This is a genomic window from Vibrio sp. 1167, from assembly GCF_033340375.1.
GTDB classification, from domain to species: Bacteria; Pseudomonadota; Gammaproteobacteria; order Enterobacterales; family Vibrionaceae; genus Vibrio; species Vibrio alginolyticus.
In genome coordinates this window covers 202,644-225,740 of the sequence record NZ_JAWOWK010000004.1, presented here as the reverse complement: position 1 = coordinate 225,740, position 23,097 = coordinate 202,644, and the positions used below count along the sequence as shown (strand labels likewise).

Here is a 23,097-nt window from a genome sequence, read left to right as displayed (position 1 = left end):
GGTTATGGACAGCATCAGGAAGATGCAAGGGACACCGCTCAAGGAACAAGTGACGTGTGCTAACGAGGAATGTTAGCAGTCAGGATGATAAGGACACCGCTAGGACGGCGACGTAAGGAATAAGCTGACGGAATCAGCCACTATTATGGATGATGCATGGAGCACTTTTAGTAGCCGGACTGCTGCGAGTAAGACCATGACCCCGATACTTATGTGTCGGGGTCTTTCTTATATAAAAACGATATCCAGTGTTCTCATTGAATTAAGCATCTCGATGTTGCTTGGGGATATCAATATCACAAAATATATAAATTCCTAATAACACTTAATAAAAAACAACTCAGATCAATATCCTTTCCAACCAGTTGGTTTAACTTTCGGCTTCTCTACAAGGTGTTATGCCCGCAATCATTGAGCATGTTCAGCTCATCGAGTTTGTGATCTGCGGATAGATTAAGTTTGTTGTAATCAAGGAACAGATGTGGCCATAGTAACCAGAAGAATGCTTCTTCTACCCTACAATGAGTCGTTGCAACTAGAATTCGTCATGCTGAATTGCTGTGCGAAAAACCGTGCTGAATTGAATGGTCCGTATACAGTTGCGTCTGCCAAACAGATGTTTGAGAAAATACTGGATGATGAGAACATTTATAGTATGGCAGTGCTAGAGAGCACCAGTCGTGACTATATGGGGCACGTGTTTATTGCTAATCTCGATTCCGAACCTGAATTAGGGTTTATTTTTGATAAATCATATTGGGGTAAAGGGTTAGCAACAGAAGCACTAAAAGCATTTTTCCCCAAAGCGTGCCGTGAGTTGGGCTTGAATAAGGTGAAAGCTAACGTGAATAGCAATCATCAAGCTTCTATGGCGGTACTGAAAAAGCTGGGATTTGTTAAAACAAAAGAAAGTAAGGATATATATGGTCCTTACTTTGAAATGGAATTTACAAGCGATGCGGTGGTAGGTGAAAGTTCTGCGGCCTGAAACCGACCATGGTTAACTCTCCTTGGTAGCAATCGTCACCAAGAGATGAAAACTCAAATTGATACACCGTATGCCAACGCCAGACTCCGTCTGGCGTTTTTAGTTTATGGGCACCAAAGGCGATGCTGATTAATTGGAGATCCAATTGCTCACATTTACGCGTGATGGCCGCTTTTGCGAGTTCGGCTTGGCGACGCTGTTGCCAAAACAGGTAACAGAAAAAGCAGAGCCCTAAAATTGCTAAAAGATCACCAATCATTCCTGAACCTTTCTTAGCTTTTTGTTGTTTGTTGTAAGCTTACTAGCGCATTTGCTAGTTCCTCTGATGGGTTTGAATGCAGCAAAGGCAATAACACCATTCTTAACTCTGGCAGCATCACTAAATCGGCAAATAACTGATTAAATAGGGCTTGATTACCGGTTTGAGCTAAACGCAGCAAAAACTGTTCTGCTACCTCTTCATTGGCGAGTAAGTGCCAAGCGCGACCCGCCACACCAATCAATACCTCCTGATGGCTTAAACGAGGGCTATGCAATATCGCATCTAATACTGGAGAGGCGACTTCTGTTGGTGCACCAGCAAGGGCTCGGATAAGTGCTGAAAGTAGGAAGAGATCAGGTTCGCTACTTGCGATTTCTTGCTGTGCCTTTTCCGCGATACGTTCTGCTAAACGCTCTTGAAGCTCTACATGCTCAAGCGCACCTAATAGTGCATAAAGTGGCTCATTTGGTAGGTGGTTCAACGCTTTGCGTATCATTACTCCGTTTTGCTCTTTGTCCAGGCGAGCGGCTATGTCTGTGATACCTTGCAGACCTACAGTTTGCCAATTATCCCAGCCTAAACCTCCAGAGAAGTAATGCTGGGTATGCTCGTAATATTGGCTGGTAGGAAGATTGAGGTTTGCGCGGACCTGGCTATGAAACACGGCCATTTTATCTTCGGAAGGTTTGAACGTATATGGGTTGTTAGACAGCTTTTGTTGTTGCTCTTCAGTGATATCATCATTGAGGCGTGTTCCCATAGCCTCTACAACGTATTTAATGAAATTGCCGATATCCGCTTGCTTTAACAAACCACGCTCGTCCAATTCAAACTTTAGAAACCAAATCCAAGGTTGCTTTTGTTCATTCCAATAAGCGATGGCAAGGTGTGCTTTACGCTGCATTGGAAATGGGTAAGGTGCTTGACCTTTTTCTACATCGGTAAACTCTTTTTTAGCGATGGTTTTGATACGGCGACCAAGATCGAAGATTTGATAATCACAGTGGCTGTTGTTCAACAGTTGAGTGAGGGTTTGAATGTTTTCCATTAAATACGACGTCCTAACGTTCTTTTCACAAGAAATGGTATCATTCTCGGCTAATTCAAGGTTCGAGATAGAATTAATGGTAACAAATACTCAATTGGTCGACTTACTTCACCAACTTGAAACGCAGCTTAGAGAGCATAAATTGTGGCAATACACTATGCCTTCAGAGCAAGCCTTACAGAGTGCGGAGCCATTTGCGATTGATACGTTGCATCCTCATGAATGGTTGCAGTGGATTTTTATAGCCAGAATGCACGCACTAGTGAAAAATAACCAACCACTGCCAAGAGGGTTTTCTCTCGAGCCCTATTTTTCAGAAGCGTGGAAGCAGGAACCGCAGTTCGCCGAGCTGCTTGTTACAATCCGAACCATTGACGAACTGTGTAAGTAAACGAATGCTAGAACAAGAAATAGCGCGATCTTCAGAACCAGTTGAGCTGGAGATCGTTTATCAGGATGAATATTTTGTAGCGGTCAACAAGCCTGCCGGCATGTTAGTGCATCGCAGTTGGTTAGATAAACACGAAACTCAATTTGTCATGCAAACTTTGCGCGACCAAATTGGTCAGCATGTGTTCCCATTGCATCGTCTGGATCGTCCAACATCTGGTGTGCTTGTGTTTGCGTTGTCGAGTGAAGTCGCATCACAAGTCATGCCGATGTTTGCTGAACATAAAATGGAAAAGACATACCACGCAATAGTACGCGGTTGGATTGAGGAAGAGGGCGTCTTGGATTACGCGCTCAAAGTCGAGTTGGACAAGATTGCTGATAAGTTCGCTTCACAAGAAAAAGAAGCGCAAGAAGCGGTGACGGAATATAAGCCGTTGGCTAAAGTGGAAGTTCCCTATTCGACGGGTAAATTTCCTACAACGCGTTATTGCTTAGTTGAGATGAAACCTAAAACGGGGCGTAAGCACCAACTTCGTCGTCATATGGCACATCTACGCCATCCGATCGTGGGTGATACAACGCACGGGGATGGAAAGCACAACAAGCTGTATCGCACAGAGTTTGATTCTCATCGTTTGCTACTGCATGCTTCAGAGTTACGGTTCATCCATCCATTTACCGATCAAGAGATTGTTATGACGGCCAATCTTGATGAAACTTGGCAGCAATTGTTTACTCGATTTGAGTGGGATGAATCGATGATTAACCGATAATCGGCGCAGTTAGATCTAGATAATGATTGAGTACAAATAAAAAGGGTTAGCATCAATGCTAACCCTTTTTAATATTTAAGACTTAACGTTTTACTTTAGTTTTTCAAGATCCGCTTCGATCTCTGCGATCTTACTCGAAACGACTTTTTCTAAATGACGAAGGTCTGAAAGAATTTTCTCTTTTACATCAACCTCAGGTTGTTTCGTTGGCTTAGTAATTTTATTCAGTTCATCAATGACTAATGTGAGGTTACGGTTGATTTCCGTTACTTCTTTATATTTGTGACTGCCACTATCAACAAGAACATTTTTGATTTGGCGTGGGTATTTGAATTTAACGCTTTTAGCGAACAGTTCGCCTTTTTGCTTGTGGAAATAGATCTTGAGTACGTCTTTGTGTGCTTCTTGGCGTAGGGAATAACGTTCAATCTGCTTAGGGTCGTGAATACCCAAACCAGTGAGGTGGGGATACATAGGCTACCTCTATTACATCGAATTGATATTGATATAACTGTAGCAGCCTATGTATGAGCTAGATAGCTGATATTTAGCCAAAATGCTTAACTTGTGGGCAAGATCGCTCTCGCCCTGAACCGAAAAGATTGGCAGGTTTGATCTAAGCTGCGACCTCATCAGATAACTTTTCGATCAATCTCTCTCTTAGCTCATCTTGCTGTTCTTCACTTAATCTTCCTCCTGCATCACTGGTTAAAATAAACAAGTCTTCTGCTCGCTCACCAATGGTGGTGATTTTGGCACCGTGAAGGTTGATATTTAAATCAGCAAACGTACGGCCTACTTTGGCCAACAGCCCTGGTGTGTCTAGCGCGACAAACTCCATTAAAGTGTGTTTTTTACCTTTGGTTGGTAAGAAGTCGACTTTGGTTTTCACGTTAAAGTGCTGAAGTTTGTTCGGAGTACGGCGCGTTTTAATCTTGGTTGGTCGGCCTGCCTCCAGTACATGAGTGAGGTGTTTAATCACCGCGGCGTGACGAGATTCATCGATCGCTTCGCCATGTTGATCGAGTACCATAAAGGTATCAATCACGTGCCCATCTTTGCTGGTCATTATTTGTGCGTCGTGTACATTAAAATTACGCCTATCTAACTCCGCCACGACCGTCGCAAATAAAGCAGGCTGGTCTTTCGTATATACAAACACCTCAGTGCCGCCACGAGTGGCTTTTTTACTGATCAACACCAAAGGCTTAGTCGGATCTTCCATGCGAAGTAAGTGTTCGCAGTGCCACGCGATTTGCGTATGAGTATGACGAAGGAAGTAGTCAGCTTTGAAGCGTTGCCACAATACTTCAATTTCGCGCGCGGCAAACCCCTCTTTGCGCAGCATTGCGGAGGCCATCTGTTGATTGTGGCGAATTCTCTCACGCACATCGACAGGGTTCTCTAGCCCTCTGCGTAAAGCACGTTGTGTGGAGTAATACAGCTCTGCAAGTAAAGTTCGTTTCCAAGCATTCCAAAGTTCTGGGTTGGTTGCACAAATATCTGCAACTGTCAGGCATACAAGATAATCGAGAGATTCTTCGTCTCTGACTTTTTTGGCAAACTCGGTAATGACATCGGGATCATAAATGTCTCGGCGCTGTGCTGTGACGGACATTAATAGATGATGCCTTACCAACCAAGCGACAAGTTTCGCTTCGGGCTTCGATAAGCCATGCTCAATACAGAAGTCGTACGCTTCTCCTTCACCGATAATCGAGTGATCGCCGCCACGACCTTTCCCGATATCATGGAAAATAGCGGCAATAATCAGCAGCTCTTTCTTTTGCATCCGTGGGTAGACGTCACAGCAAATAGGGTGCTTCGCATGATTTTCTGGGTCACTAAAAGTGTTGATGTGTTTAAGTAAGCGAATACTGTGCTCATCAACCGTGTAGGCGTGGAATAAGTCAAACTGCATTTGACCAACAATCTGACTCCATTGCGGTAAATAGGCCGCCATAACCCCTAATCGGTGCATGAGGCTGAATGCTTTGTGCAGAGCATTAGGGTGACGACATAACGCCATGAACTTTTCACGCGCAGCAGGAATGGTGTGCAAAAACTTGTTGAGCCGACGCCGAGCGGTGCGCAGTTGACGCAGCGTTGGTGGGCTCACCCCTTCAATAGTTGAGTCGTTAGCAATATGTAAGAACATATCCAGAATAGTTTCTGGGCGAGCTTGGAACAATGCGGGTTTCCGCGCTTCAATTAAAGAACCGCGACGTTGAAAGTCTGTATCGAGAATCTCGGCACTTTCTGTTGCCCCACCATTAATGATTGCTTGGTCAAAGAGTTTGAGTAGCATTTTATTGAGCTCTGCCACACGACGAAGCGTGCGGTAGAACTCTTTCATCATCATTTCTACGCCTCGGTTGCCTTCTCCGACATAGCCTAGATTTTCCGCAACTTGTGCTTGATGAGCAAAGGTCAAGCGGTTGTCATAGCGGCGAAGCTCCATATGCAGAGCGAAACGTACTCGCCAAAGGAAGTCCTGACATTCAACCAATTCTCGGTATTCTGCGTCAGTTAAAAATCCGTATCGGCTCATTTCCAACAATGAAGTCGCACCAAAGTGACGTCGAGCGACCCAGCTTAATGTATGAATATCGCGTAGCCCGCCAGGGGTTGATTTAATGTCCGGTTCTAAGTTGTAGGTCGTGTCGTGGTAACGTGCATGGCGTTCGCGCTGCTCTTGAATTTTAGCGCGGTAAAACGTCTCACTTGGCCAGAAGGAGTCTGATAACACGACTTTCTTCAGTGCCTGAAAGGTGTCCTCGCTTCCACACAGCAGTCGCGCTTCTTGCAGGTTTGTCGCGACCGTTAGATCGGCTTTACCAATTTCAGCACATTCAGTAACGGTGCGAACAGCGTGTCCGACCTCGAGTTTTAAATCCCACAACAGCGTAATGAATTCGCTGATTTTTGCTTCTAACGCGGTTGGCAGTTTATTGTTCGACAGAATCAAAATATCGATATCGGAGAGTGGATGCAGCTCACCGCGTCCGTAGCCACCAACGGCAACCAGGGAAATGTTGTAAATATCCTTGAAACCAAAATGTTGCCACAAACGATTGAGAAGCAGATCCATATATTCAGCTCTGGCTAAAACCAAGCTTGTTACCGGATGATGATTGAGAAACTCTTGGTTTTGATTAGAGCTAAACTTCTCTAATTCTTGTTTGAGTTCACCGATATTGATTTGTTCATCGGAAAAGGTAAGAGGGGACTGAAGTGTCATATTTGCCATCCGTGCAAGCTAATCTAATAACAATCTAACAAATTTGCGGCAGATAAAAAATATCCCCGCCGAAGCAGGGATATAGTAAACAACGAGTGGTCGTCAGCTTTACGCGTTTTTCATTAGGCGAGGAATCGTATCGTCGCTACGAAGCGTCAGTACTTCACAACCTTCTTTTGTTACAACAATGGTATGTTCCCATTGCGCAGAGTTCTTGCCGTCGCCCGTGTAAACAGTCCAGTCATCTTGTGCATCAACAGAGCAACCAAATTTACCTGCGTTAATCATCGGCTCAATAGTAAAGCACATGCCTTCTTTTAATACGCGGCGGTCTTTGTTCTTGTAATGAACCACTTGTGGTTCTTCATGGAACTCATCGCCGATACCGTGACCACAGAAGTCTTTCACAATAGAAAACTTGTTGCGAGGATTGTTCTTGTTGTTCTCTTTGATGTACTTCTCGATAGCTGTACCGATGTCACCAACTGTTGAACCTGGCTTTACGGTACGCATACCAACGTACAGTGCTTCTTGAGCTACCATGCACAGACGTTTGTTTGCAGGCGAAACATCACCGACTAGGAACATCTTAGAAGTGTCACCATGGTACCCCTGAGGACGCACGCTCAGATCTGCATTCTCATCATTTGGAACGATTACGGTAATATCAACGTTTAAGATGTCGCCATCTTTTAGTACCGCCGGCTTCATTTGGCCGTTGCTACCGATTTCGTCTTTTTCCGCTGGAATACCGTGGCATACGATATGGTTGATTGAAGTACAGATCGACTTAGGGAAACCATGGTAATCAAGCGGAGCAGAGTATGCACCTTTTTCTAGAGCGTACTCATGACAGATTTTGTTTAACTCTTCTGTCGTCACACCAACTTTGATGTGTGGTTCGATCATTTCTAGAATCTCTGCGGCTAGCTTGCCCGCAATGCGCATGCGTTCTATTTCTTCAGCAGTTTTAATCTTGATTGACATTGGCTTTCTCTACTTATTCCTAAGCACGTAAACGTGCGAATGGCCGCATTCTATCAGACATCGGGGCGTTAACCCAAGTTAGATAGGAATATGCATCATTCTTAATTCGATCATATGTTTAAAGTTTTGCTTATAAATAGGAGAAAGTGGCTCGGTGAAGAAATAATTTTTACTAGCCACAGTGAGCTAAAATATGGTATAAAGCGCGCCGGAATAGAGGACTGTTCTCTTCGTTTAGCAAAGTTAAGCGGCGAAGCAAGCTTCATCCGAATAACCTTTTATCTTTAAATCACACACATTCCGTCACATATTCCGGGGTGCTGAGCAGAAGCTTGGTCGGAGTTATGGGGAATGTGGAGGCCTAACCCCATAGAGGATTTTAAAATGGCAACTGTATCAATGCGCGATATGCTAAAAGCTGGTGTTCACTTCGGTCACCAGACTCGTTACTGGAACCCAAAAATGAAGCCATTCATCTTTGGCGCTCGTAACAAAGTTCATATCATCAACCTAGAAAAAACTGTACCAATGTTCAACGACGCTCTAGCTGAACTAGCTAAAGTTGGCGAGAAGAAAGGTAAGGTTCTATTCGTAGGTACTAAGCGCGCTGCATCTGAAGCTGTTAAAGAAGCTGCAATCGCAAGCAACCAGTTTTACGTAAACAACCGCTGGTTAGGCGGTATGCTTACAAACTACAAAACAGTTCGTCAGTCTATCAAGCGTCTAAAAGAACTAGAGACTCAATCTCAAGACGGTACTTTTGACAAACTAACTAAGAAAGAAGCTCTAATGCGTACTCGCGAAATGGAGAAGCTAGAGAAATCTCTTGGTGGTATCAAAGACATGGGCGGCCTACCAGACGCTCTATTCGTAATCGACGCTGATCACGAACACATTGCAATTAAAGAAGCTAACAACCTAGGTATTCCAGTATACGCTGTGGTAGATACTAACTCTAACCCAGACGGCGTTGACTACGTAATCCCAGGTAACGACGACGCGATCCGCGCTGTACAGCTATACCTGAACGCTGCTGCTTCAGCAGTATCTGAAGGTCGTAACAAAGACGTAGCTGCAGTTGCTGAAAAAGACGGTTTCGTAGAAGCTGAATAATAGCGGCTCTGTGTCACACTTGGTCTATGTGAAACCTTTGTGTAGCATAAACTAAGTTATAGTTAGCAATGGGGGCCGACAATGTTAGGCCCCTGTTTTTTACCTTATTTCGAATCAAACGAGGAAGACAGAATGGCAACTGTAACTGCTGCTCTAGTTAAAGAACTTCGCGAGCGTACTGGCGCTGGCATGATGGAATGTAAGAAAGCGCTTGTAGAAGCAAACGCTGACATCGAACTAGCAATTGAAAACATGCGTAAATCTGGCGCAGCGAAAGCAGCTAAGAAAGCTGGTAACGTTGCAGCTGAAGGCGCAATCATCATCAAAGAAGAAAACGGCGTTGCTGTTCTTCTTGAAGTTAACTGCCAAACTGACTTCGTTGCTAAAGACGGTAACTTCACTGCATTCGCAGAAGAAGTTGCAGCTGCAGCTCTAGCTTCAAAAGCTTCTGTTGAAGAACTACAAGCACAATTCGAAGACGCACGTGTAGCTCTAGTAGCTAAAATCGGTGAAAACATCACTATCCGTCGCGTAGAATACGTTCAAGGCACTGCAATCGCTTCTTACCGTCACGGTGAGAAAATCGGTGTTGTTGTTGCTGGTGAAGGCGACGCAGAAACTCTTAAGCACGTTGCAATGCACGTTGCTGCTTCTAAGCCAGAGTTCGTTAACCCAGAAGACGTACCAGCTGACGTAGTAGAAAAAGAGAAAGCGGTTCAAGTTGAAATCGCAATGAACGAAGGCAAGCCTGCTGAAATCGCTGAGAAGATGGTTGTTGGCCGAATGAAGAAATTCACTGGCGAGATCTCTCTAACAGGTCAAGCTTTCATCATGGAGCCTAAGAAAACTGTAGGCGAAATGCTGAAAGAAAAAGGCGCTTCAGTTTCTACGTTCGTTCGCCTAGAAGTAGGTGAAGGTATCGAGAAGAAAGAAGAAATGAGCTTCGCTGAAGAAGTTGCAGCAGCTCAAAAAGGTTAATCCTTAGAGACTGTATAAAGATTAGACCGTAGCCAAGGCTGCGGTCTTTTTATGAGCAGTGAACGATTAGCCGTGATGAATAGCCATAACTGAAGTTGTGTCTATTCATGACTGTTAATCAACAACTCTCTTTGGAAGGTAAACTCCATGACTACGAACCCTAAACCAGCGTATCAACGTATTCTATTAAAACTGAGTGGTGAAGCTCTTCAAGGTGAAGACGGTTTTGGTATTGATCCTGCGGTCCTTGATCGTATGGCACAAGAAGTTAAAGAACTGGTTGAACTGGGTGTTCAGGTTGGTGTAGTTATCGGTGGCGGTAACTTGTTCCGTGGTGCAGGCCTAGCTGAAGCTGGTATGAACCGCGTAGTTGGTGACCACATGGGTATGCTTGCTACAGTAATGAATGGCCTAGCGATGCGTGATGCTCTTCACCGTGCATACGTAAATGCGCGCGTTATGTCTGCAATCCCTCTAAAAGGCGTATGTGACGACTATAATTGGGCTGATGCGATCCGTGAGCTTCGCCAAGGCCGAGTTGTCATCTTCTCTGCTGGTACTGGTAACCCGTTCTTTACAACGGATTCTGCTGCTTGTTTACGTGGTATCGAAATTGAAGCGGATGTCGTACTAAAAGCGACGAAAGTTGATGGTGTATTTACTGCTGACCCTGTAGCAAACCCAGACGCAGAGCTGTATGATAAGCTATCTTATGCAGAAGTTCTGGATAAAGAGCTGAAAGTTATGGACTTGGCGGCGTTTACGCTAGCTCGTGACCACAAAATGCCAATCCGCGTATTTAATATGAACAAGCCAGGCGCACTACGTCGCGTGGTTATGGGCGAAGCAGAAGGCACGCTCATCAACGAATAAGCTTGGCTTAAGGTGCCACTCCAAAGCGTTAGGGTGGTGCTTGCTTTGCTCAACCGTTTTAGGCTTTCTTCAGGAAAGATGACATTTTTAAGGTGAAACTGTGATTAACGAAATCAAAAAAGACGCGCAAGAGCGCATGGATAAAAGCGTTGAAGCGCTTAAGAACAACCTTTCTAAAATTCGTACAGGTCGTGCACACCCAAGCCTACTATCTGGTATTTCTGTAGAATACTACGGTGCAGCAACACCTCTAAACCAAGTAGCAAACGTTATTGCTGAAGATGCGCGTACACTTGCAATCACGGTTTTTGATAAAGAGCTGACGCCGAAAGTAGAAAAAGCGATCATGACGTCTGACCTTGGTCTAAACCCTATGTCAGCTGGCACTATCATCCGCGTTCCACTTCCACCGCTAACGGAAGAGCGTCGTAAAGACCTAGTTAAGATCGTTCGTGGTGAAGCTGAAGGTGGTCGTGTTGCTGTTCGTAACATCCGTCGTGACGCAAACAACGATCTTAAAGCGCTTCTAAAAGATAAAGAAATCTCTGAAGATGAAGACCGTAAAGCACAAGACGAAATTCAAAAGCTAACTGACGTTGCAGTTAAGAAGATCGATGAAGTTCTTGCTGCAAAAGAAAAAGAGTTGATGGAAGTTTAATACTCCCACACACATCACTGTTGGAAAACGCTGTGCTCACAGCTCAGCGTTTTTTTATGTTAGTCTATCCAACTGATGGAACTCAATTAACTCCCTATGCAAAATTCTCAAGCCTTCTCTGATTCCCTTCCTAAGCATATTGCCATCATTATGGACGGTAATGGCCGTTGGGCTAAGTCCAAAGGAAAACCTCGCGTATTTGGTCATAAAAAAGGCGTTAGTGCCGTTCGTAAGACCGTGGCTGCTGCTTCAAAACTAGGCATTAGAGCCATGACGCTGTTTGCTTTTAGTAGTGAAAACTGGCGTCGTCCGGAGGAAGAAGTGGGTCTTTTGATGGAACTGTTTATCACGGTCCTGTCTAGTGAAGTAAAAAAACTACACAAAAATAACTTACGGTTGCGCGTGATCGGTGATACCAGTCGATTTAGTGAGCGTCTACAAAAGAAAATTGTAGAAGCAGAAAACCTAACGGCAGATAACACGGGTATGGTGATCAACATTGCAGCCAACTATGGCGGTAAATGGGACATCACAGAAGCTGCTAAAACGTTAGCGCTAAAAGCACGTAACGGTGAAATTCGTGTAGAGGATATCAATGAGCAGCTAATCACTGAGCATTTGACCATGGCAGACCTACCGGAAGTGGATCTTTTAATTCGCACCAGTGGAGAGTGCCGCATCAGCAACTTTATGTTGTGGCAAATGGCTTATGCAGAAATGTACTTTACACCAGAGTACTGGCCAGAATTCGATGAAGACAGTTTGGTAGAAGCTGTGACTTGGTTTATCAACCGAGAACGTCGTTTTGGCTGTACAGGTGAACAAATAAAGGCATTGATGGCAGCTCAATAAGGACTAGTTAGTTTGAAACAGAGAATAATAACAGCACTAATTTTAGCTCCCCTGGTTATTTTAGGCATTTTTAAATTACCGCTAATGGGCTTTATTGCCGCTTTAACTGCAATAACGCTATTAGGTTTTTGGGAGTGGACTCAGTTTACAGGAAGCAACTCTCGCATTGCTGCCCTTGTGCCGGCAATCATTATTACCGGACTTAGTTTTCTATACATCTCGCCTGATGCATATAGCCTCAATCACTTAACGACACCTCATTATGTCGTCTTGGGTATTGGTTTTGTTTGGTGGATTATTGCTAGCTTAATGGCGATTACTTACCCCAAAACGACGAAATCTTGGCAAAGTAATTTTGTTTTACGTCATGTATTTGGTTTTCTGACATTAATCCCATTCCTTTGGAGTGTGATTATTCTCAGAGCGTATGACATCACTGTAGATCCATACCACGGCGCAAAGCTTGTGTTGTACGTTTGTTTCTTGGTATGGGCTGCAGATAGCGGCGCCTACTTTGCAGGCAAAAGCTTAGGCAAACGTAAGATGGCTCCTCATGTAAGCCCCAATAAAACCATTGAAGGGCTAATTGGTGGCATTATCACGGCATTAATCGTAGCGTGGGCATTTGCTGATTGGTTCGATATCCAGTTCACTAGCCCTGTCCATATGGTGCTGATTACGCTAGTGACTGTCGTTATTTCAGTGCTTGGTGATCTGGTTGAAAGTATGTTCAAACGTGTCTCAGGCATTAAAGACAGCAGTAACATTATCCCAGGGCACGGTGGTGTGCTAGATCGTATCGACAGCCTAACCGCAGCATTCCCAGTTTTTGCTCTTCTTTACTACGTATTCTAATTTATCAGGAGCGGCGTCGTCGCTCCTGAGCTTTCTAACGGTCTTACAACATGCAAAAGTTAACGATTCTTGGTGCTACTGGATCAATTGGTGCAAGCACGCTTAAAGTGGTCGAACAAAACCCAGATCTGTTTTCTGTCGTTGCCTTAGCGGCAAGCACTAACGTTGAAAAGATGATCGGTCTATGTCGTCAGTGGCAACCTAAGTATGCGGTCATGGCAGATAAAGCTGCGGCGTCTCAACTTCAAGCTGAGCTACACTCGGTTTCGCCAGGTACCGAAGTGCTAGGTGGTGTTGATGCGCTATGCCATATTGCTTCGCTGGACGAGGTCGACAGTGTAATGGCTGCTATTGTAGGAGCAGCCGGCTTATTGCCTACCATGGCTGCCGTGAAAGCAGGTAAGCGAGTCTTGTTGGCAAATAAAGAAGCACTTGTAATGTCAGGCCAGCTATTTATTGATGCCGTTGAAGAATTTGGCGCAGAGCTACTTCCCGTCGACAGTGAACACAACGCCATTTTCCAATGTTTACCACAGCAAGTACAAACCAATCTAGGTCGTTGCAATTTACAAGAACATGGCATTTCTCATATTTTGTTGACTGGATCTGGTGGTCCTTTCCGTTACACTGACATCGCAGAACTGGAGCAGGTGACACCCGCTCAGGCGATCGCTCATCCAAACTGGTCGATGGGGCCAAAAATTTCTGTTGATTCTGCCACGATGATGAATAAAGGCCTTGAGTATATAGAAGCTAAGTGGCTATTTAATGCTGCTCGCGAACAACTGAAGGTGGTTATTCATCCTCAATCGGTAATTCATTCTATGGTTCAGTATCGTGATGGTTCGGTCTTGGCACAAATGGGAGAAGCGGATATGGCGACGCCAATTGCGCTCACCATGTCATACCCGTCAAGAGTGGAAGCTGGGGTTAAGCCGCTAGACTTCACGAAAGTTGGTGAGCTGACGTTTTTGCAGCCTGACTTTGCTCGTTACCCATGTTTAAAACTCGCAATTGATGCTTGTTATGAAGGTCAACACGCAACAACGGCATTGAATGCAGCTAATGAAGTCGCTGTTGATGCATTTTTAAATAACAGACTAGGTTTTACCGATATTGCTCGCATCAATGAGTCTGTGTTGAATAAAATCAACGCAAGCTGCAAAGCTGAGAATGCGAATAGCTTGGAAAGCTTGCTCGAGCTAGATAGAATGGCACGAACTATTGCCCTAGAAACCATACGCGAGCGTAGCTGATGACTGGTATATTGTGGAATCTCATTTCTTTTATCGTCGCACTGGGCATTCTTGTTGCCGTGCACGAATTTGGGCATTTTTGGGTTGCTCGCCGTTGCGGCGTTAAAGTTGAAAAGTTTTCAATCGGTTTCGGCAAGTCTATTTGGAGTAAAGTAGGCAAAGACGGAACGGAGTACAGCATCTCAATGATCCCTCTCGGCGGCTATGTGAAAATGGTTGATAGCCGTGTCGATGAGGTGCCAGAACATGAGAAGCACCTAGCGTTTGATAAGAAGCCGTTATGGAAGCGTACCTCTATTGTTGCGGCTGGCCCCATCTTTAATTTTCTTTTCGCAATTTTTGCCTATTGGCTGGTATTTCTAATTGGTATCCCAGCTGTTAAGCCTGTAATTGGTGAAGTTACGCCCAATTCGATTGTTGCGGAAGCTGGAATTGAATCTGGAATGGAACTTAAATCGATATCTGGTATCAAAACTCCGGATTGGGAATCAGTAAATATGGGATTGATTTCTCATATTGGCGATGATTTGATGACGGTAACACTAACGTCAGCGAATGAAGTTGGTTCAGAAGTAACGAAAACGCTCGATTTACGTGAGTGGAAGTTCGACCCAGAAACTCAGTCAGCGATGCAGTCGTTAGGTTTTGCTCCGTATACACCGGAGGTGTATCGAGTTATCGAGCAGGTCTCGCAAGGTGGAGCGGCGGAAAAAGCCGGTGTGCTTCCAGGTGATGAGGTTGTCGCAATTGGTCAACAACGCGTAACCGAATGGAAGCAAGTGGTTGAAGCGGTTCGTTCTAATCCTGATACACCGCTTGAATTGACGGTGTTGCGTCAGGGTTATGAGCAAACATTGACGCTGACGCCCGGTAGCCGTGAGCTAGCTAACAAAGAAGTCGTTGGTTTTGCAGGTATTGCACCTAAAGTCGCAGAATGGCCAGAAAGTTATCGCTTCGATCTTCAGTTTGGTGTATTCGAGTCAATAGGTAAAGCAGTAGACAAAACTGGCCAAGTCATTGGTTTGACAATCAGCATGCTTAAGAAGCTGATTGTTGGAGACGTTGGTCTGAATAATCTGAGTGGACCAATATCAATAGCCAAAGGCGCAGGCGCGACAGCAGATTATGGTTTGGTCTACTTTTTAGGTTTTCTCGCTCTAATTAGTGTTAACCTAGGTATTATTAATCTCGTTCCTTTACCAATGTTGGATGGCGGTCATTTGTTGTTTTTTGCAATTGAAGCTGTCATTCGACGTCCTGTTCCTGAGAAAGTGCAGGAAATGGGTTTTAGAATTGGTGGTGCGATCATCTTCTCGCTCATGGCGTTAGCGCTATTTAATGATTTTACTCGTCTGTGATAGTTCAGAGACAAAAGCAGTAGCAAGGAATAATTAGAACAAGTATGGCGATTAAGCGAATTCTATTTGCAAGTTTACTGGCGACCAGTGTATCTGCAAATGGAGCAGAGAACTTCGTAGTTCAAGATATTGAAATCGATGGATTGCAGCGTGTAGCACTGGGTGCTGCATTGTTGAAAATGCCTGTACGTGTCGGTGATACCATTGGCCAAGGCGATGTTGCAGAAATTATCCGCGCCCTGTATGCATCTGGTAACTTTGAAGATGTGAAAGTGTTGCGTGACGGTGGTGTTCTGATGGTTCAAGTCAAAGAACGTCCTACCATTGCAAGCATCTCTTTTTCAGGTAACAAAGCAATCAAGGACGAGCAGCTACAAGAAAACCTGAACGCGTCTGGCGTTCGTGAAGGTGAAGCGCTTGACCGCACCACGCTAAGCAACATTGAAAAAGGCTTAGAAGACTTTTACTACAGCGTAGGTAAATACAACGCAACAGTAAAAGCGGTGGTGACTCCACTACCACGTAATCGTTCTGATCTTAAGTTTGTCTTTACTGAAGGTGTGTCGGCAAAAATTCAGCAAATCAACTTTATCGGTAATGAAGTGTTCAGTGATGAAGAACTGCTTTCGCGCTTTAACTTAAATGTTGATGTGCCGTGGTGGAATTTCCTTTCTGATGAAAAGTATCAAAAGCAAGTTCTTGCAGGTGATATTGAAGCACTCAAATCATTCTACCTGGATCGTGGTTACTTAAAATTTAACGTTGATTCGACACAAGTTGCAATCTCTCCTGACAAGAAAGGGGTATACATTACTCTTGGTCTAGAAGAGGGCGAGGTTTACACCGTTAAGGACGTGAAGTTCCGTGGTGATTTGATTGGTGAGGAAGCGACGTTCGAAAGACTTGTGCCATTTGAAGACAATGAGACATACAACGGCTCGTTGGTGACTTCAATGGAAGAAGGGATTAAGCGTGTGCTTGGTGAGTCCGGTTATGCTTATCCTCAAGTGAATACCATTCCAGAGTTTGACGACGAGAATCAAGAAGTTTCTTTGGTCGTTAACGTAGATCCGGGTAACCGAATTTATGTTCGTGACATTCGCTTCACGGGTAATAACTCAACCAAAGATGAAGTCCTTCGTCGTGAAATGCGTCAGATGGAAGGCAGTTGGTTGAACTCGAAATCGATTGAAACGGGTAAAACTCGTCTAAATCGTTTGGGCTACTTTGAAAATGTTGAAGTACAGACGGTTCGAGTTCCTGGTAGTGATGATCAAGTTGACCTAGTTTACTCTGTCAAAGAAGCGAACTCTGGTAGCGTTAACTTCGGTGTTGGCTACGGCACAGAATCGGGTGTGAGCTTCCAGGTTGGCCTGCAACAAGATAACTTCATTGGTAGTGGTAACCGTGTTGGTATCAACGCGATGATGAATGACTACCAGAAAAACATCAGTCTAGATTACCGTGATCCGTACTGGAACTTAGACGGTGTAAGCTTAGGTGGTAAGGTTTTCTATAACGAATTTGAAGCGAAAGAAGCCAATATCGTTGACTATACCAACGAAAGCTATGGCGCGAGCTTAACGTGGGGTTTCCCATTCGATGAGTTGAACCGTTTTGAATTCGGTGTCGGTTATACGCACAACAAGATCGGTAACTTATCGCCTTACTTACAGGTAGAGCAGTTCTTACGAGCACAAGCAGACAACATTGATTCTAGTGGAGCGTTGAACACAAACGATTTCGACTTCAATATCTCTTGGACACGTAATAACTTAAACCGTGGCTACTTCCCTACGGCAGGTAACCATCAGCGTGCATTCTATAAAATGACCGTACCTGGCTCTGACGTTCAATACTTCAAAATGCAGTACGATGTTCGTCAGTATGTGCCATTGACTAAAAAGCACGAGTTTACCCTCTTGTTCCGTGGCCGCTTAGGTTACGGTAATGGTTACGGTCAAACGGATGGCAACGATAACTTGTTCCCATTCTACGAAAACTACTACGCAGGTGGCTTTACATCGCTTCGTGGCTTTGGCTCAAACTCTGTTGGTCCTAAAGCGGTTTACCGTGATACATCTGGTTCAAACAATGGCGCAGATACAGCAACAGATGACTCTGTTGGTGGTAACGCCGTAGCGCTAGCAAGTGTTGAGTTGATTGTCCCAACACCATTTGCATCAGAAGAAGTACAAAACCAAATTCGTACCAGTATCTTCTTTGATATGGCAAGTGTTTGGGATACGGAGTTTGACTACCGCGATTCAGGTGCGGAATATGGTGACCGTTACTACTACGATTACTCAGATCCAACCAACTACCGCTCTTCTTACGGTGCGGCGTTGCAGTGGATGTCTCCAATGGGGCCACTAGTCTTCTCACTAGCGAAACCAATTAAGAAATTTGATGGCGATGATGAAGAGTTCTTCACATTCACTATCGGTAGAACTTTCTAAAGAGGAAAATATTTTGAATAAAATGATCAAAGCGGCTGGGATTGGCCTTCTTGTACTGAGCTCTTCAATGTTTGCAAATGCGGCAGAAGCTGCACAGAAAATTGCTTACGTAAATACAGCTCAAGTTTTTCAAGCTCTTCCTCAACGTGAAGTTGTACTACAAAAAATGCAGAAAGACTTCAAAAGCAAAGCTGATGAACTGAAGTCAATCCAAGCACAAGCTAAAACAAAGATTGAGAAGCTACAACGTGACGGCGAGCTTTTGGGTCAAGACGAAGTTGAAAAGCTACGTATCGATATCGCGAAGCTAGACAGCGAGTACAAAGTGAAAGCACAAGCACTTGAAAAAGCAAGTGCGCGTCGTGAAGCTGAAGAAAAAGCGAAGCTTTTCAAAACGATTCAAGATGCAGTTAAGAAAGTCGCAGACAAAAATGGTTACGATCTTGTGATTGATATCTCTGCTTTGCAGTACGGCAAGCCAGAATACAATATCTCTGAAGACGTAATTAAAGCTCTAAAATAAGAAGTTATGAAGACATTGACATTAGCCAAATTGGCGACAATTACCGGGGGTGAGCTGTTTGGTGACGAGTCTCTCGTTGTAAGCCGTGTTGCCCCAATGGATAAAGCACAAGAAGGTGACGTAACCTTCTTGTCTAACCCAAAATACGCAAAACACCTTTCTGAGTGCCAAGCTACCGTTGTTATGGTAAAGGCTGAGCATAAAGATCAATGCGTTGGAAATGCGCTAGTGGTTTCAGACCCTTATGTCGCATTTGCTCGTGTGGTTCAAGCGATGGATACCACACCAAAACCGGCAGACGATATTGCACCAAGTGCTGTGATTGCCGCTGACGTTAAGATGGGTGAGAACGTTACAATCGGCGCTAACGCTGTGATTGAAACGGGCGTAGAACTCGGCGATAACGTAAGCGTTGGCGCTGGTTGTTTTATCGGTAAGAACGCCAAGCTAGGGAATAACACCAAGCTTTGGGCTAATGTCACTATCTACCATGAAGTGTCATTAGGTGATGACTGTCTTGTTCAATCGGGTACCGTCATTGGCTCTGATGGCTTCGGTTATGCGAATGACAAAGGCGAGTGGATCAAAATCCCTCAGCTTGGTTCAGTGCGTATCGGTAACCGCGTTGAGATTGGTGCTTGTACTACGATTGACCGCGGTGCACTCGAAGATACTATCATTGAAGACAATGTCATTCTGGATAACCAACTTCAAATCGCGCACAACGTGCAGATCGGATATGGTACCGTGATGCCTGGTGGTACTATTGTCGCGGGCAGTACAAAAATTGGCAAGTACTGCCAGATTGGCGGCGCGTCTGTTCTGAATGGCCATATCACTATCGCAGATGGTGTGGCGATTACAGGTATGGGCATGGTAATGCGCAGTATCGAAGAAAAAGGCCTTTACTCATCAGGTATTCCACTACAAACGAACAGAGAGTGGCGTAAAACTGCAACTCGAGTTCACCGTATTGATGAGATGAATAAGCGCCTGAAAGCGGTTGAAAAACAGCTGGAACAGAAAGAAGAAATTTAGAACAAGTTATCTTTCGCTCTGTATTTAACGTGAAAGCTAACAGGCTCTAGTTCCATATTCTGTACGAAGACTCGCGAAATGCGGGTCTTTTTCTTCTATAATGACGCGCTCTAAGTAGATTTAACTCCAAGATGGTGCGTATTTTGCTAGTATATTGCAAAGCGATTCGGCTTTACGACCTGTTGCCACGTTTGCCATCTTGGCGGCAAAAAATTGATATAGGAAGACGACTTTGACTACTGAAAAGAAAACGATGAACATCTCTGAAATTCAAGAGCTACTACCTCATCGCTACCCATTCTTATTGATCGACCGAGTGATAGACTTCCAAGAAGAGAAGTACCTTCACGCGATTAAAAACGTGTCGGTTAACGAACCTCAGTTCACAGGTCACTTTCCTCAACTACCAGTATTCCCAGGTGTTTTGATTTTAGAAGCAATGGCTCAGGCAACAGGCTTACTTGCATTTAAATCATTTGGTGCACCAACAGAAAATGAACTGTACTACTTTGCAAGCGTAGACGGCGCGAAATTCCGTAAACCAGTGGTTCCGGGCGACCAATTGGTTATTGAGGTAGAATTTCTGAAAGAACGTCGCGGCATTGCTGCATTTAGCGGTGTAGCAAAAGTTGACGGTGAAGTGGTATGTTCTGCAGAACTGAAGTGTGCTCGTCGAGAGTTTTAATATGATTCATGAAACCGCTAAAATCCACCCGGCAGCGGTGGTAGAAGAGGGCGCCAAAATTGGTGCTAACGTAACAGTAGGTCCTTTTACGTACATCACCTCTACGGTTGAAATTGGTGAAGGCACAGAAGTGATGTCTCACGTTGTGATCAAAGGTCACACAACTATTGGCAAAGATAACCGTATTTTCCCACATGCTGTCATTGGTGAAGAAAACCAAGACAAAAAATACGGTGGTGAAGACACAACTGTGGTTATCGGTGACCGTAACGTCATTCGTGAAGCGGTCCAAGTTCACCGCGGCACAGTGCAAGACAAAGCAACCACGATCATTGGTGATGACAACTTATTGTGTGTGAATGCACACGTTGCGCATGATGTTGTTATTGGTAACCACACTCATATCGGTAATAACTCGATTCTTGGTGGTCACGTTACTGTTGATGACTATGCCGGTGTGATGGCACTGTCTGCGATTCATCCGTTTTGTACAGTGGGCGCTTACGCATACATTGGCGGCTGTTCAGCTGTGGTGCAAGATGTCCCAGCTTATGTACTCGCGCAAGGTAACCACGCTACTCCATTCGGCTTGAACCTTGTTGGCTTGAAGCGTAATGGCTTTGAGAAACCAGAGATTCGTGCGCTACAAAAAGCGTATAAAGAAATCTACCGTTCAGGTAAGACGCTAGAAGAAGTGAAGCCTATTCTGGCTGAAATGGCTCAAGAGTGGCCGGCTGTGAAGCGTTTCTCAGATATTCTGGAAACGACGGAACGTGGCATTATTCGTTAATTGGCGAATGAACCAATAAATAAAAAGATCGTGACCAAATTTGAGGTTACGATCTTTTTGTGTTTTATGGATAAGGCAAACCGTTATCCATAGCGCACAGGAAAAATAGCGAAGTAGATATGGAAAGACCATTACGTATTGGCATCATTGCCGGAGAATTGTCTGGCGATACGCTAGGTGAAGGCTTTATCAAAGCAGTAAAGCAACAATATCCAGACGCAGAGTTCGTAGGCATTGGTGGTCCGAAAATGATAGCCCAAGGTTGCGAGTCTCTGTTTGATATGGAAGAGCTTGCGGTGATGGGATTAGTCGAGGTTTTAGGCCGCTTACCGAGACTTCTTAAAGTGAAAGCTGAGCTCGTTCAGTATTTTACTCAGAATCCGCCTGATGTTTTCATCGGGATCGATGCTCCTGACTTCAACTTACGCCTGGAGCTTGACCTCAAGCAAGCGGGCATTAAAACCGTTCATTACGTGAGTCCGTCTGTTTGGGCTTGGCGTCAGAAGCGCATCTTTAAAATAGAAGCGGCAACGAACTTGGTGCTAGCATTTCTTCCGTTTGAGAAAGCGTTCTACGACAAATTTAATGTACCTTGCGAGTTCATTGGTCATACCTTGGCTGATGCCATCCCACTAGAATCAGAACAAGCGCCTGCACGTGAGTTGCTTGGTTTAGAACAAGATAAAAAGTGGCTTGCTGTCCTGCCAGGCAGTCGTGGTAGCGAGTTAAAAATGCTCTCAGAGCCATTTATTGAAACCTGCAAGTTACTCCATAAAAAATTTCCAGAACTGGGGTTTGTTGTCGCGCTTGTTAATCAAAAACGCCGTGAGCAGTTTGAACAAGCATGGAAAGAGCTAGCGCCAGAGTTGGACTTCAAGTTAGTTGATGACACCGCACGCAACGTCATCACCGCATCCGATGCCGTGATGTTGGCCTCCGGTACCGTAGCGTTGGAGTGTATGCTTCTCAAGCGTCCAATGGTGGTGGGTTATCGTGTGAATGCATTTACTGCTTTCTTAGCTAAACGTCTATTGAAAACGAAGTATGTGTCATTGCCGAATATCTTGGCGGATGATGAGCTCGTCAAAGAATATCTACAAGATGAGTGCACACCAGACAATTTGTTTACTGAGGTTTCTCGCTTATTGGAAAGCGACAATAAACCGATGTTAGATAAATTTACGGAAATGCATCATTGGATTCGTAAAGATGCGGACCAACAAGCCGCAAACGCGGTTCTAAAACTGATTGAGAAATAGAGATTTATCATGGCTGTTAAACCAAAAGCGACCAAAACCAAAGTTGAACTCCCTCCGTTTGAATATCCGCAAGGTTATCAGCTTGTGGCCGGAGTCGACGAGGTAGGACGTGGCCCTTTGGTAGGAGACGTCGTCACCGCTGCGGTTATCCTTGATCCTAACAATCCTATTGAAGGGTTGAACGATTCGAAAAAATTGACCGAAAAGAAACGTATGGCGCTGCTTCCTGAAATCAAAGAAAAAGCATTGGCGTGGGCGGTCGGGCGTTGTTCTCCTGAAGAAATCGATCAACTGAATATTTTGCAGGCGACTATGGTTGCGATGCAGCGTGCAGTGGCGGGGTTACAGGTTCAACCTGATTTGGTGTTGATTGATGGTAACCGTTGTCCGGAGCTGCCTATGGATGCTCAAGCTGTAGTAAAAGGCGATCTACGTGTTGCCGAAATCAGTGCTGCTTCAATTATTGCCAAAGTCGTGCGTGACCAAGAGATGGAAGAGTTGGATAAACTTCATCCACAATTTGGCTTCGCGAAGCACAAAGGTTACCCAACTAAAGCGCACTTTGAAGCGATTGAGCAACACGGAGTGATCAGTGAACACCGCAAGAGTTTCAAGCCAGTAAAAAAAGCGTTAGGCATAGAATAATCAAACGATCTAATTGGTGTTATAAACCCAACCTCTTTAGGTTAGAATCCCCAACAAAATAGA

General features: G+C 44.6%; 23 protein-coding genes. 18 read left to right on the top strand and 5 right to left on the bottom strand.

The genetic code is table 11. The features are described from left to right. The first annotated feature begins 502 nt into the window (after positions 1-502). Positions 503-988, top strand: coding sequence for a GNAT family N-acetyltransferase (locus R7Z78_RS10470; protein WP_005385338.1), 486 nt, complete (start codon positions 503-505; stop codon positions 986-988). Here the strand turns inward: R7Z78_RS10470 and R7Z78_RS10465 are convergent. Then, the gene (locus R7Z78_RS10465; RefSeq protein ID WP_005380315.1) at positions 948-1,247 is read right to left on the bottom strand and encodes a DUF3301 domain-containing protein; all 300 of its coding nucleotides are present in this window, start codon (positions 1,245-1,247) and stop codon (positions 948-950) included. The two genes, R7Z78_RS10470 and R7Z78_RS10465, sit on opposite strands and share 41 nt — an antisense overlap. 13 nt (positions 1,248-1,260) lie before the next feature. After that, positions 1,261-2,298 (bottom strand): DUF3549 family protein, encoded by a 1,038-nt coding sequence (locus tag R7Z78_RS10460; RefSeq protein ID WP_104975540.1) that lies wholly within the window; start codon positions 2,296-2,298, stop codon positions 1,261-1,263. Between the two features lie 76 nt (positions 2,299-2,374). Here R7Z78_RS10460 and R7Z78_RS10455 point away from each other — a divergent pair, with 76 nt between their 5' ends. Together R7Z78_RS10455 and truC are read left to right on the top strand one after the other, a co-directional pair. Beyond that, positions 2,375-2,689, top strand: coding sequence for a YqcC family protein (locus R7Z78_RS10455; protein WP_042521408.1), 315 nt, complete (start codon positions 2,375-2,377; stop codon positions 2,687-2,689). Between the two features lie 4 nt (positions 2,690-2,693). Beyond that, entirely contained in the window at positions 2,694-3,464 is a 771-nt protein-coding gene (truC, locus tag R7Z78_RS10450) for a tRNA pseudouridine(65) synthase TruC (protein ID WP_047102610.1), read from the top strand. Positions 3,465-3,554: 90 nt separating this feature from the next. On the opposite strand, the gene R7Z78_RS10445 is transcribed toward truC, so the two are convergent. From R7Z78_RS10445 to map, 3 genes are all read right to left on the bottom strand, one after another. Beyond that, complete coding sequence (locus R7Z78_RS10445; protein ID WP_005380322.1) at positions 3,555-3,938, bottom strand: DUF3461 family protein; 384 nt, start codon at positions 3,936-3,938, stop codon at positions 3,555-3,557. 142 nt (positions 3,939-4,080) lie between these two features. Next, positions 4,081-6,705 (bottom strand): bifunctional uridylyltransferase/uridylyl-removing protein GlnD, encoded by a 2,625-nt coding sequence (gene glnD / locus R7Z78_RS10440; protein ID WP_017636037.1) that lies wholly within the window; start codon positions 6,703-6,705, stop codon positions 4,081-4,083. A 108-nt stretch (positions 6,706-6,813) separates the two neighbouring features. Then, on the bottom strand, positions 6,814-7,692 hold the full coding sequence (gene map / locus R7Z78_RS10435; RefSeq protein ID WP_005380326.1) for a type I methionyl aminopeptidase: 879 nt from the start codon (positions 7,690-7,692) through the stop codon (positions 6,814-6,816). Positions 7,693-8,076: 384 nt separating this feature from the next. Here map and rpsB point away from each other — a divergent pair, with 384 nt between their 5' ends. The 15 genes from rpsB (at position 8,077) to rnhB (ending at position 23,034) form a co-directional block, all read left to right on the top strand. Then, positions 8,077-8,805 (top strand): 30S ribosomal protein S2, encoded by a 729-nt coding sequence (gene rpsB, locus R7Z78_RS10430; RefSeq protein ID WP_005380327.1) that lies wholly within the window; start codon positions 8,077-8,079, stop codon positions 8,803-8,805. 132 nt (positions 8,806-8,937) lie between these two features. Further along, positions 8,938-9,783: a translation elongation factor Ts gene (gene tsf, locus R7Z78_RS10425; RefSeq protein ID WP_005380328.1), complete on the top strand. Its 846-nt coding sequence runs from the start codon at positions 8,938-8,940 to the stop codon at positions 9,781-9,783. Positions 9,784-9,930: 147 nt separating this feature from the next. Next, the gene (pyrH, locus tag R7Z78_RS10420; protein WP_005380329.1) at positions 9,931-10,656 is read left to right on the top strand and encodes a UMP kinase; all 726 of its coding nucleotides are present in this window, start codon (positions 9,931-9,933) and stop codon (positions 10,654-10,656) included. 100 nt (positions 10,657-10,756) lie between these two features. Next, positions 10,757-11,314, top strand: a complete 558-nt coding sequence (gene frr, locus R7Z78_RS10415) for a ribosome recycling factor (protein WP_005380330.1) — start codon at positions 10,757-10,759, stop codon at positions 11,312-11,314. A 96-nt stretch (positions 11,315-11,410) separates the two neighbouring features. Next, positions 11,411-12,166: an isoprenyl transferase gene (locus tag R7Z78_RS10410; protein ID WP_005380331.1), complete on the top strand. Its 756-nt coding sequence runs from the start codon at positions 11,411-11,413 to the stop codon at positions 12,164-12,166. Positions 12,167-12,178: 12 nt separating this feature from the next. Next, positions 12,179-13,021, top strand: a complete 843-nt coding sequence (locus tag R7Z78_RS10405; RefSeq protein ID WP_005385351.1) for a phosphatidate cytidylyltransferase — start codon at positions 12,179-12,181, stop codon at positions 13,019-13,021. A 50-nt stretch (positions 13,022-13,071) separates the two neighbouring features. Next, positions 13,072-14,277, top strand: a complete 1,206-nt coding sequence (gene ispC / locus R7Z78_RS10400) for a 1-deoxy-D-xylulose-5-phosphate reductoisomerase (protein WP_005385353.1) — start codon at positions 13,072-13,074, stop codon at positions 14,275-14,277. After that, positions 14,277-15,635 (top strand): sigma E protease regulator RseP, encoded by a 1,359-nt coding sequence (rseP, locus tag R7Z78_RS10395; RefSeq protein ID WP_005380334.1) that lies wholly within the window; start codon positions 14,277-14,279, stop codon positions 15,633-15,635. The genes ispC and rseP overlap by 1 nt, the downstream gene beginning before the upstream one ends. Positions 15,636-15,679: 44 nt before the next feature. Further along, the gene (bamA, locus tag R7Z78_RS10390) at positions 15,680-18,094 is read left to right on the top strand and encodes an outer membrane protein assembly factor BamA (protein ID WP_005391802.1); all 2,415 of its coding nucleotides are present in this window, start codon (positions 15,680-15,682) and stop codon (positions 18,092-18,094) included. A gap of 13 nt (positions 18,095-18,107) precedes the next feature. Next, the gene (locus R7Z78_RS10385) at positions 18,108-18,617 is read left to right on the top strand and encodes an OmpH family outer membrane protein (protein ID WP_005391804.1); all 510 of its coding nucleotides are present in this window, start codon (positions 18,108-18,110) and stop codon (positions 18,615-18,617) included. A 6-nt stretch (positions 18,618-18,623) separates the two neighbouring features. Continuing rightward, positions 18,624-19,655 carry a UDP-3-O-(3-hydroxymyristoyl)glucosamine N-acyltransferase gene (lpxD, locus tag R7Z78_RS10380; RefSeq protein WP_025768247.1) on the top strand — a complete coding sequence of 344 codons (1,032 nt, stop codon included), beginning with the start codon at positions 18,624-18,626 and terminating at the stop codon, positions 19,653-19,655. Positions 19,656-19,887: 232 nt separating this feature from the next. Continuing rightward, complete coding sequence (fabZ, locus tag R7Z78_RS10375) at positions 19,888-20,340, top strand: 3-hydroxyacyl-ACP dehydratase FabZ (protein ID WP_005380349.1); 453 nt, start codon at positions 19,888-19,890, stop codon at positions 20,338-20,340. A gap of 1 nt (position 20,341) precedes the next feature. Continuing rightward, positions 20,342-21,130: an acyl-ACP--UDP-N-acetylglucosamine O-acyltransferase gene (gene lpxA / locus R7Z78_RS10370; protein WP_005380357.1), complete on the top strand. Its 789-nt coding sequence runs from the start codon at positions 20,342-20,344 to the stop codon at positions 21,128-21,130. Positions 21,131-21,249: 119 nt separating this feature from the next. Next, entirely contained in the window at positions 21,250-22,389 is a 1,140-nt protein-coding gene (gene lpxB, locus R7Z78_RS10365) for a lipid-A-disaccharide synthase (protein WP_017636041.1), read from the top strand. A gap of 9 nt (positions 22,390-22,398) precedes the next feature. Next, positions 22,399-23,034 carry a ribonuclease HII gene (gene rnhB / locus R7Z78_RS10360; protein ID WP_005380361.1) on the top strand — a complete coding sequence of 212 codons (636 nt, stop codon included), beginning with the start codon at positions 22,399-22,401 and terminating at the stop codon, positions 23,032-23,034. Positions 23,035-23,097 lie beyond the last annotated feature (63 nt).

What these genes read in the sequence shown, in the direction of transcription:
- R7Z78_RS10470 (WP_005385338.1), top strand. Translation starts at nt 503, where the DNA reads ATGCTTCTTCTACCCTACAATGAGTCGTTGCAACTAGAATTCGTCATG.
- R7Z78_RS10465 (WP_005380315.1), bottom strand. Translation starts at nt 1,247, where the DNA reads ATGATTGGTGATCTTTTAGCAATTTTAGGGCTCTGCTTTTTCTGTTAC.
- R7Z78_RS10460 (WP_104975540.1), bottom strand. Translation starts at nt 2,298, where the DNA reads ATGGAAAACATTCAAACCCTCACTCAACTGTTGAACAACAGCCACTGT.
- R7Z78_RS10455 (WP_042521408.1), top strand. Translation starts at nt 2,375, where the DNA reads ATGGTAACAAATACTCAATTGGTCGACTTACTTCACCAACTTGAAACG.
- truC (WP_047102610.1), top strand. Translation starts at nt 2,694, where the DNA reads ATGCTAGAACAAGAAATAGCGCGATCTTCAGAACCAGTTGAGCTGGAG.
- R7Z78_RS10445 (WP_005380322.1), bottom strand. Translation starts at nt 3,938, where the DNA reads ATGTATCCCCACCTCACTGGTTTGGGTATTCACGACCCTAAGCAGATT.
- glnD (WP_017636037.1), bottom strand. Translation starts at nt 6,705, where the DNA reads ATGACACTTCAGTCCCCTCTTACCTTTTCCGATGAACAAATCAATATC.
- map (WP_005380326.1), bottom strand. Translation starts at nt 7,692, where the DNA reads ATGTCAATCAAGATTAAAACTGCTGAAGAAATAGAACGCATGCGCATT.
- rpsB (WP_005380327.1), top strand. Translation starts at nt 8,077, where the DNA reads ATGGCAACTGTATCAATGCGCGATATGCTAAAAGCTGGTGTTCACTTC.
- tsf (WP_005380328.1), top strand. Translation starts at nt 8,938, where the DNA reads ATGGCAACTGTAACTGCTGCTCTAGTTAAAGAACTTCGCGAGCGTACT.
- pyrH (WP_005380329.1), top strand. Translation starts at nt 9,931, where the DNA reads ATGACTACGAACCCTAAACCAGCGTATCAACGTATTCTATTAAAACTG.
- R7Z78_RS10410 (WP_005380331.1), top strand. Translation starts at nt 11,411, where the DNA reads ATGCAAAATTCTCAAGCCTTCTCTGATTCCCTTCCTAAGCATATTGCC.
- ispC (WP_005385353.1), top strand. Translation starts at nt 13,072, where the DNA reads ATGCAAAAGTTAACGATTCTTGGTGCTACTGGATCAATTGGTGCAAGC.
- rseP (WP_005380334.1), top strand. Translation starts at nt 14,277, where the DNA reads ATGACTGGTATATTGTGGAATCTCATTTCTTTTATCGTCGCACTGGGC.
- bamA (WP_005391802.1), top strand. Translation starts at nt 15,680, where the DNA reads ATGGCGATTAAGCGAATTCTATTTGCAAGTTTACTGGCGACCAGTGTA.
- lpxD (WP_025768247.1), top strand. Translation starts at nt 18,624, where the DNA reads ATGAAGACATTGACATTAGCCAAATTGGCGACAATTACCGGGGGTGAG.
- lpxA (WP_005380357.1), top strand. Translation starts at nt 20,342, where the DNA reads ATGATTCATGAAACCGCTAAAATCCACCCGGCAGCGGTGGTAGAAGAG.
- lpxB (WP_017636041.1), top strand. Translation starts at nt 21,250, where the DNA reads ATGGAAAGACCATTACGTATTGGCATCATTGCCGGAGAATTGTCTGGC.
- rnhB (WP_005380361.1), top strand. Translation starts at nt 22,399, where the DNA reads ATGGCTGTTAAACCAAAAGCGACCAAAACCAAAGTTGAACTCCCTCCG.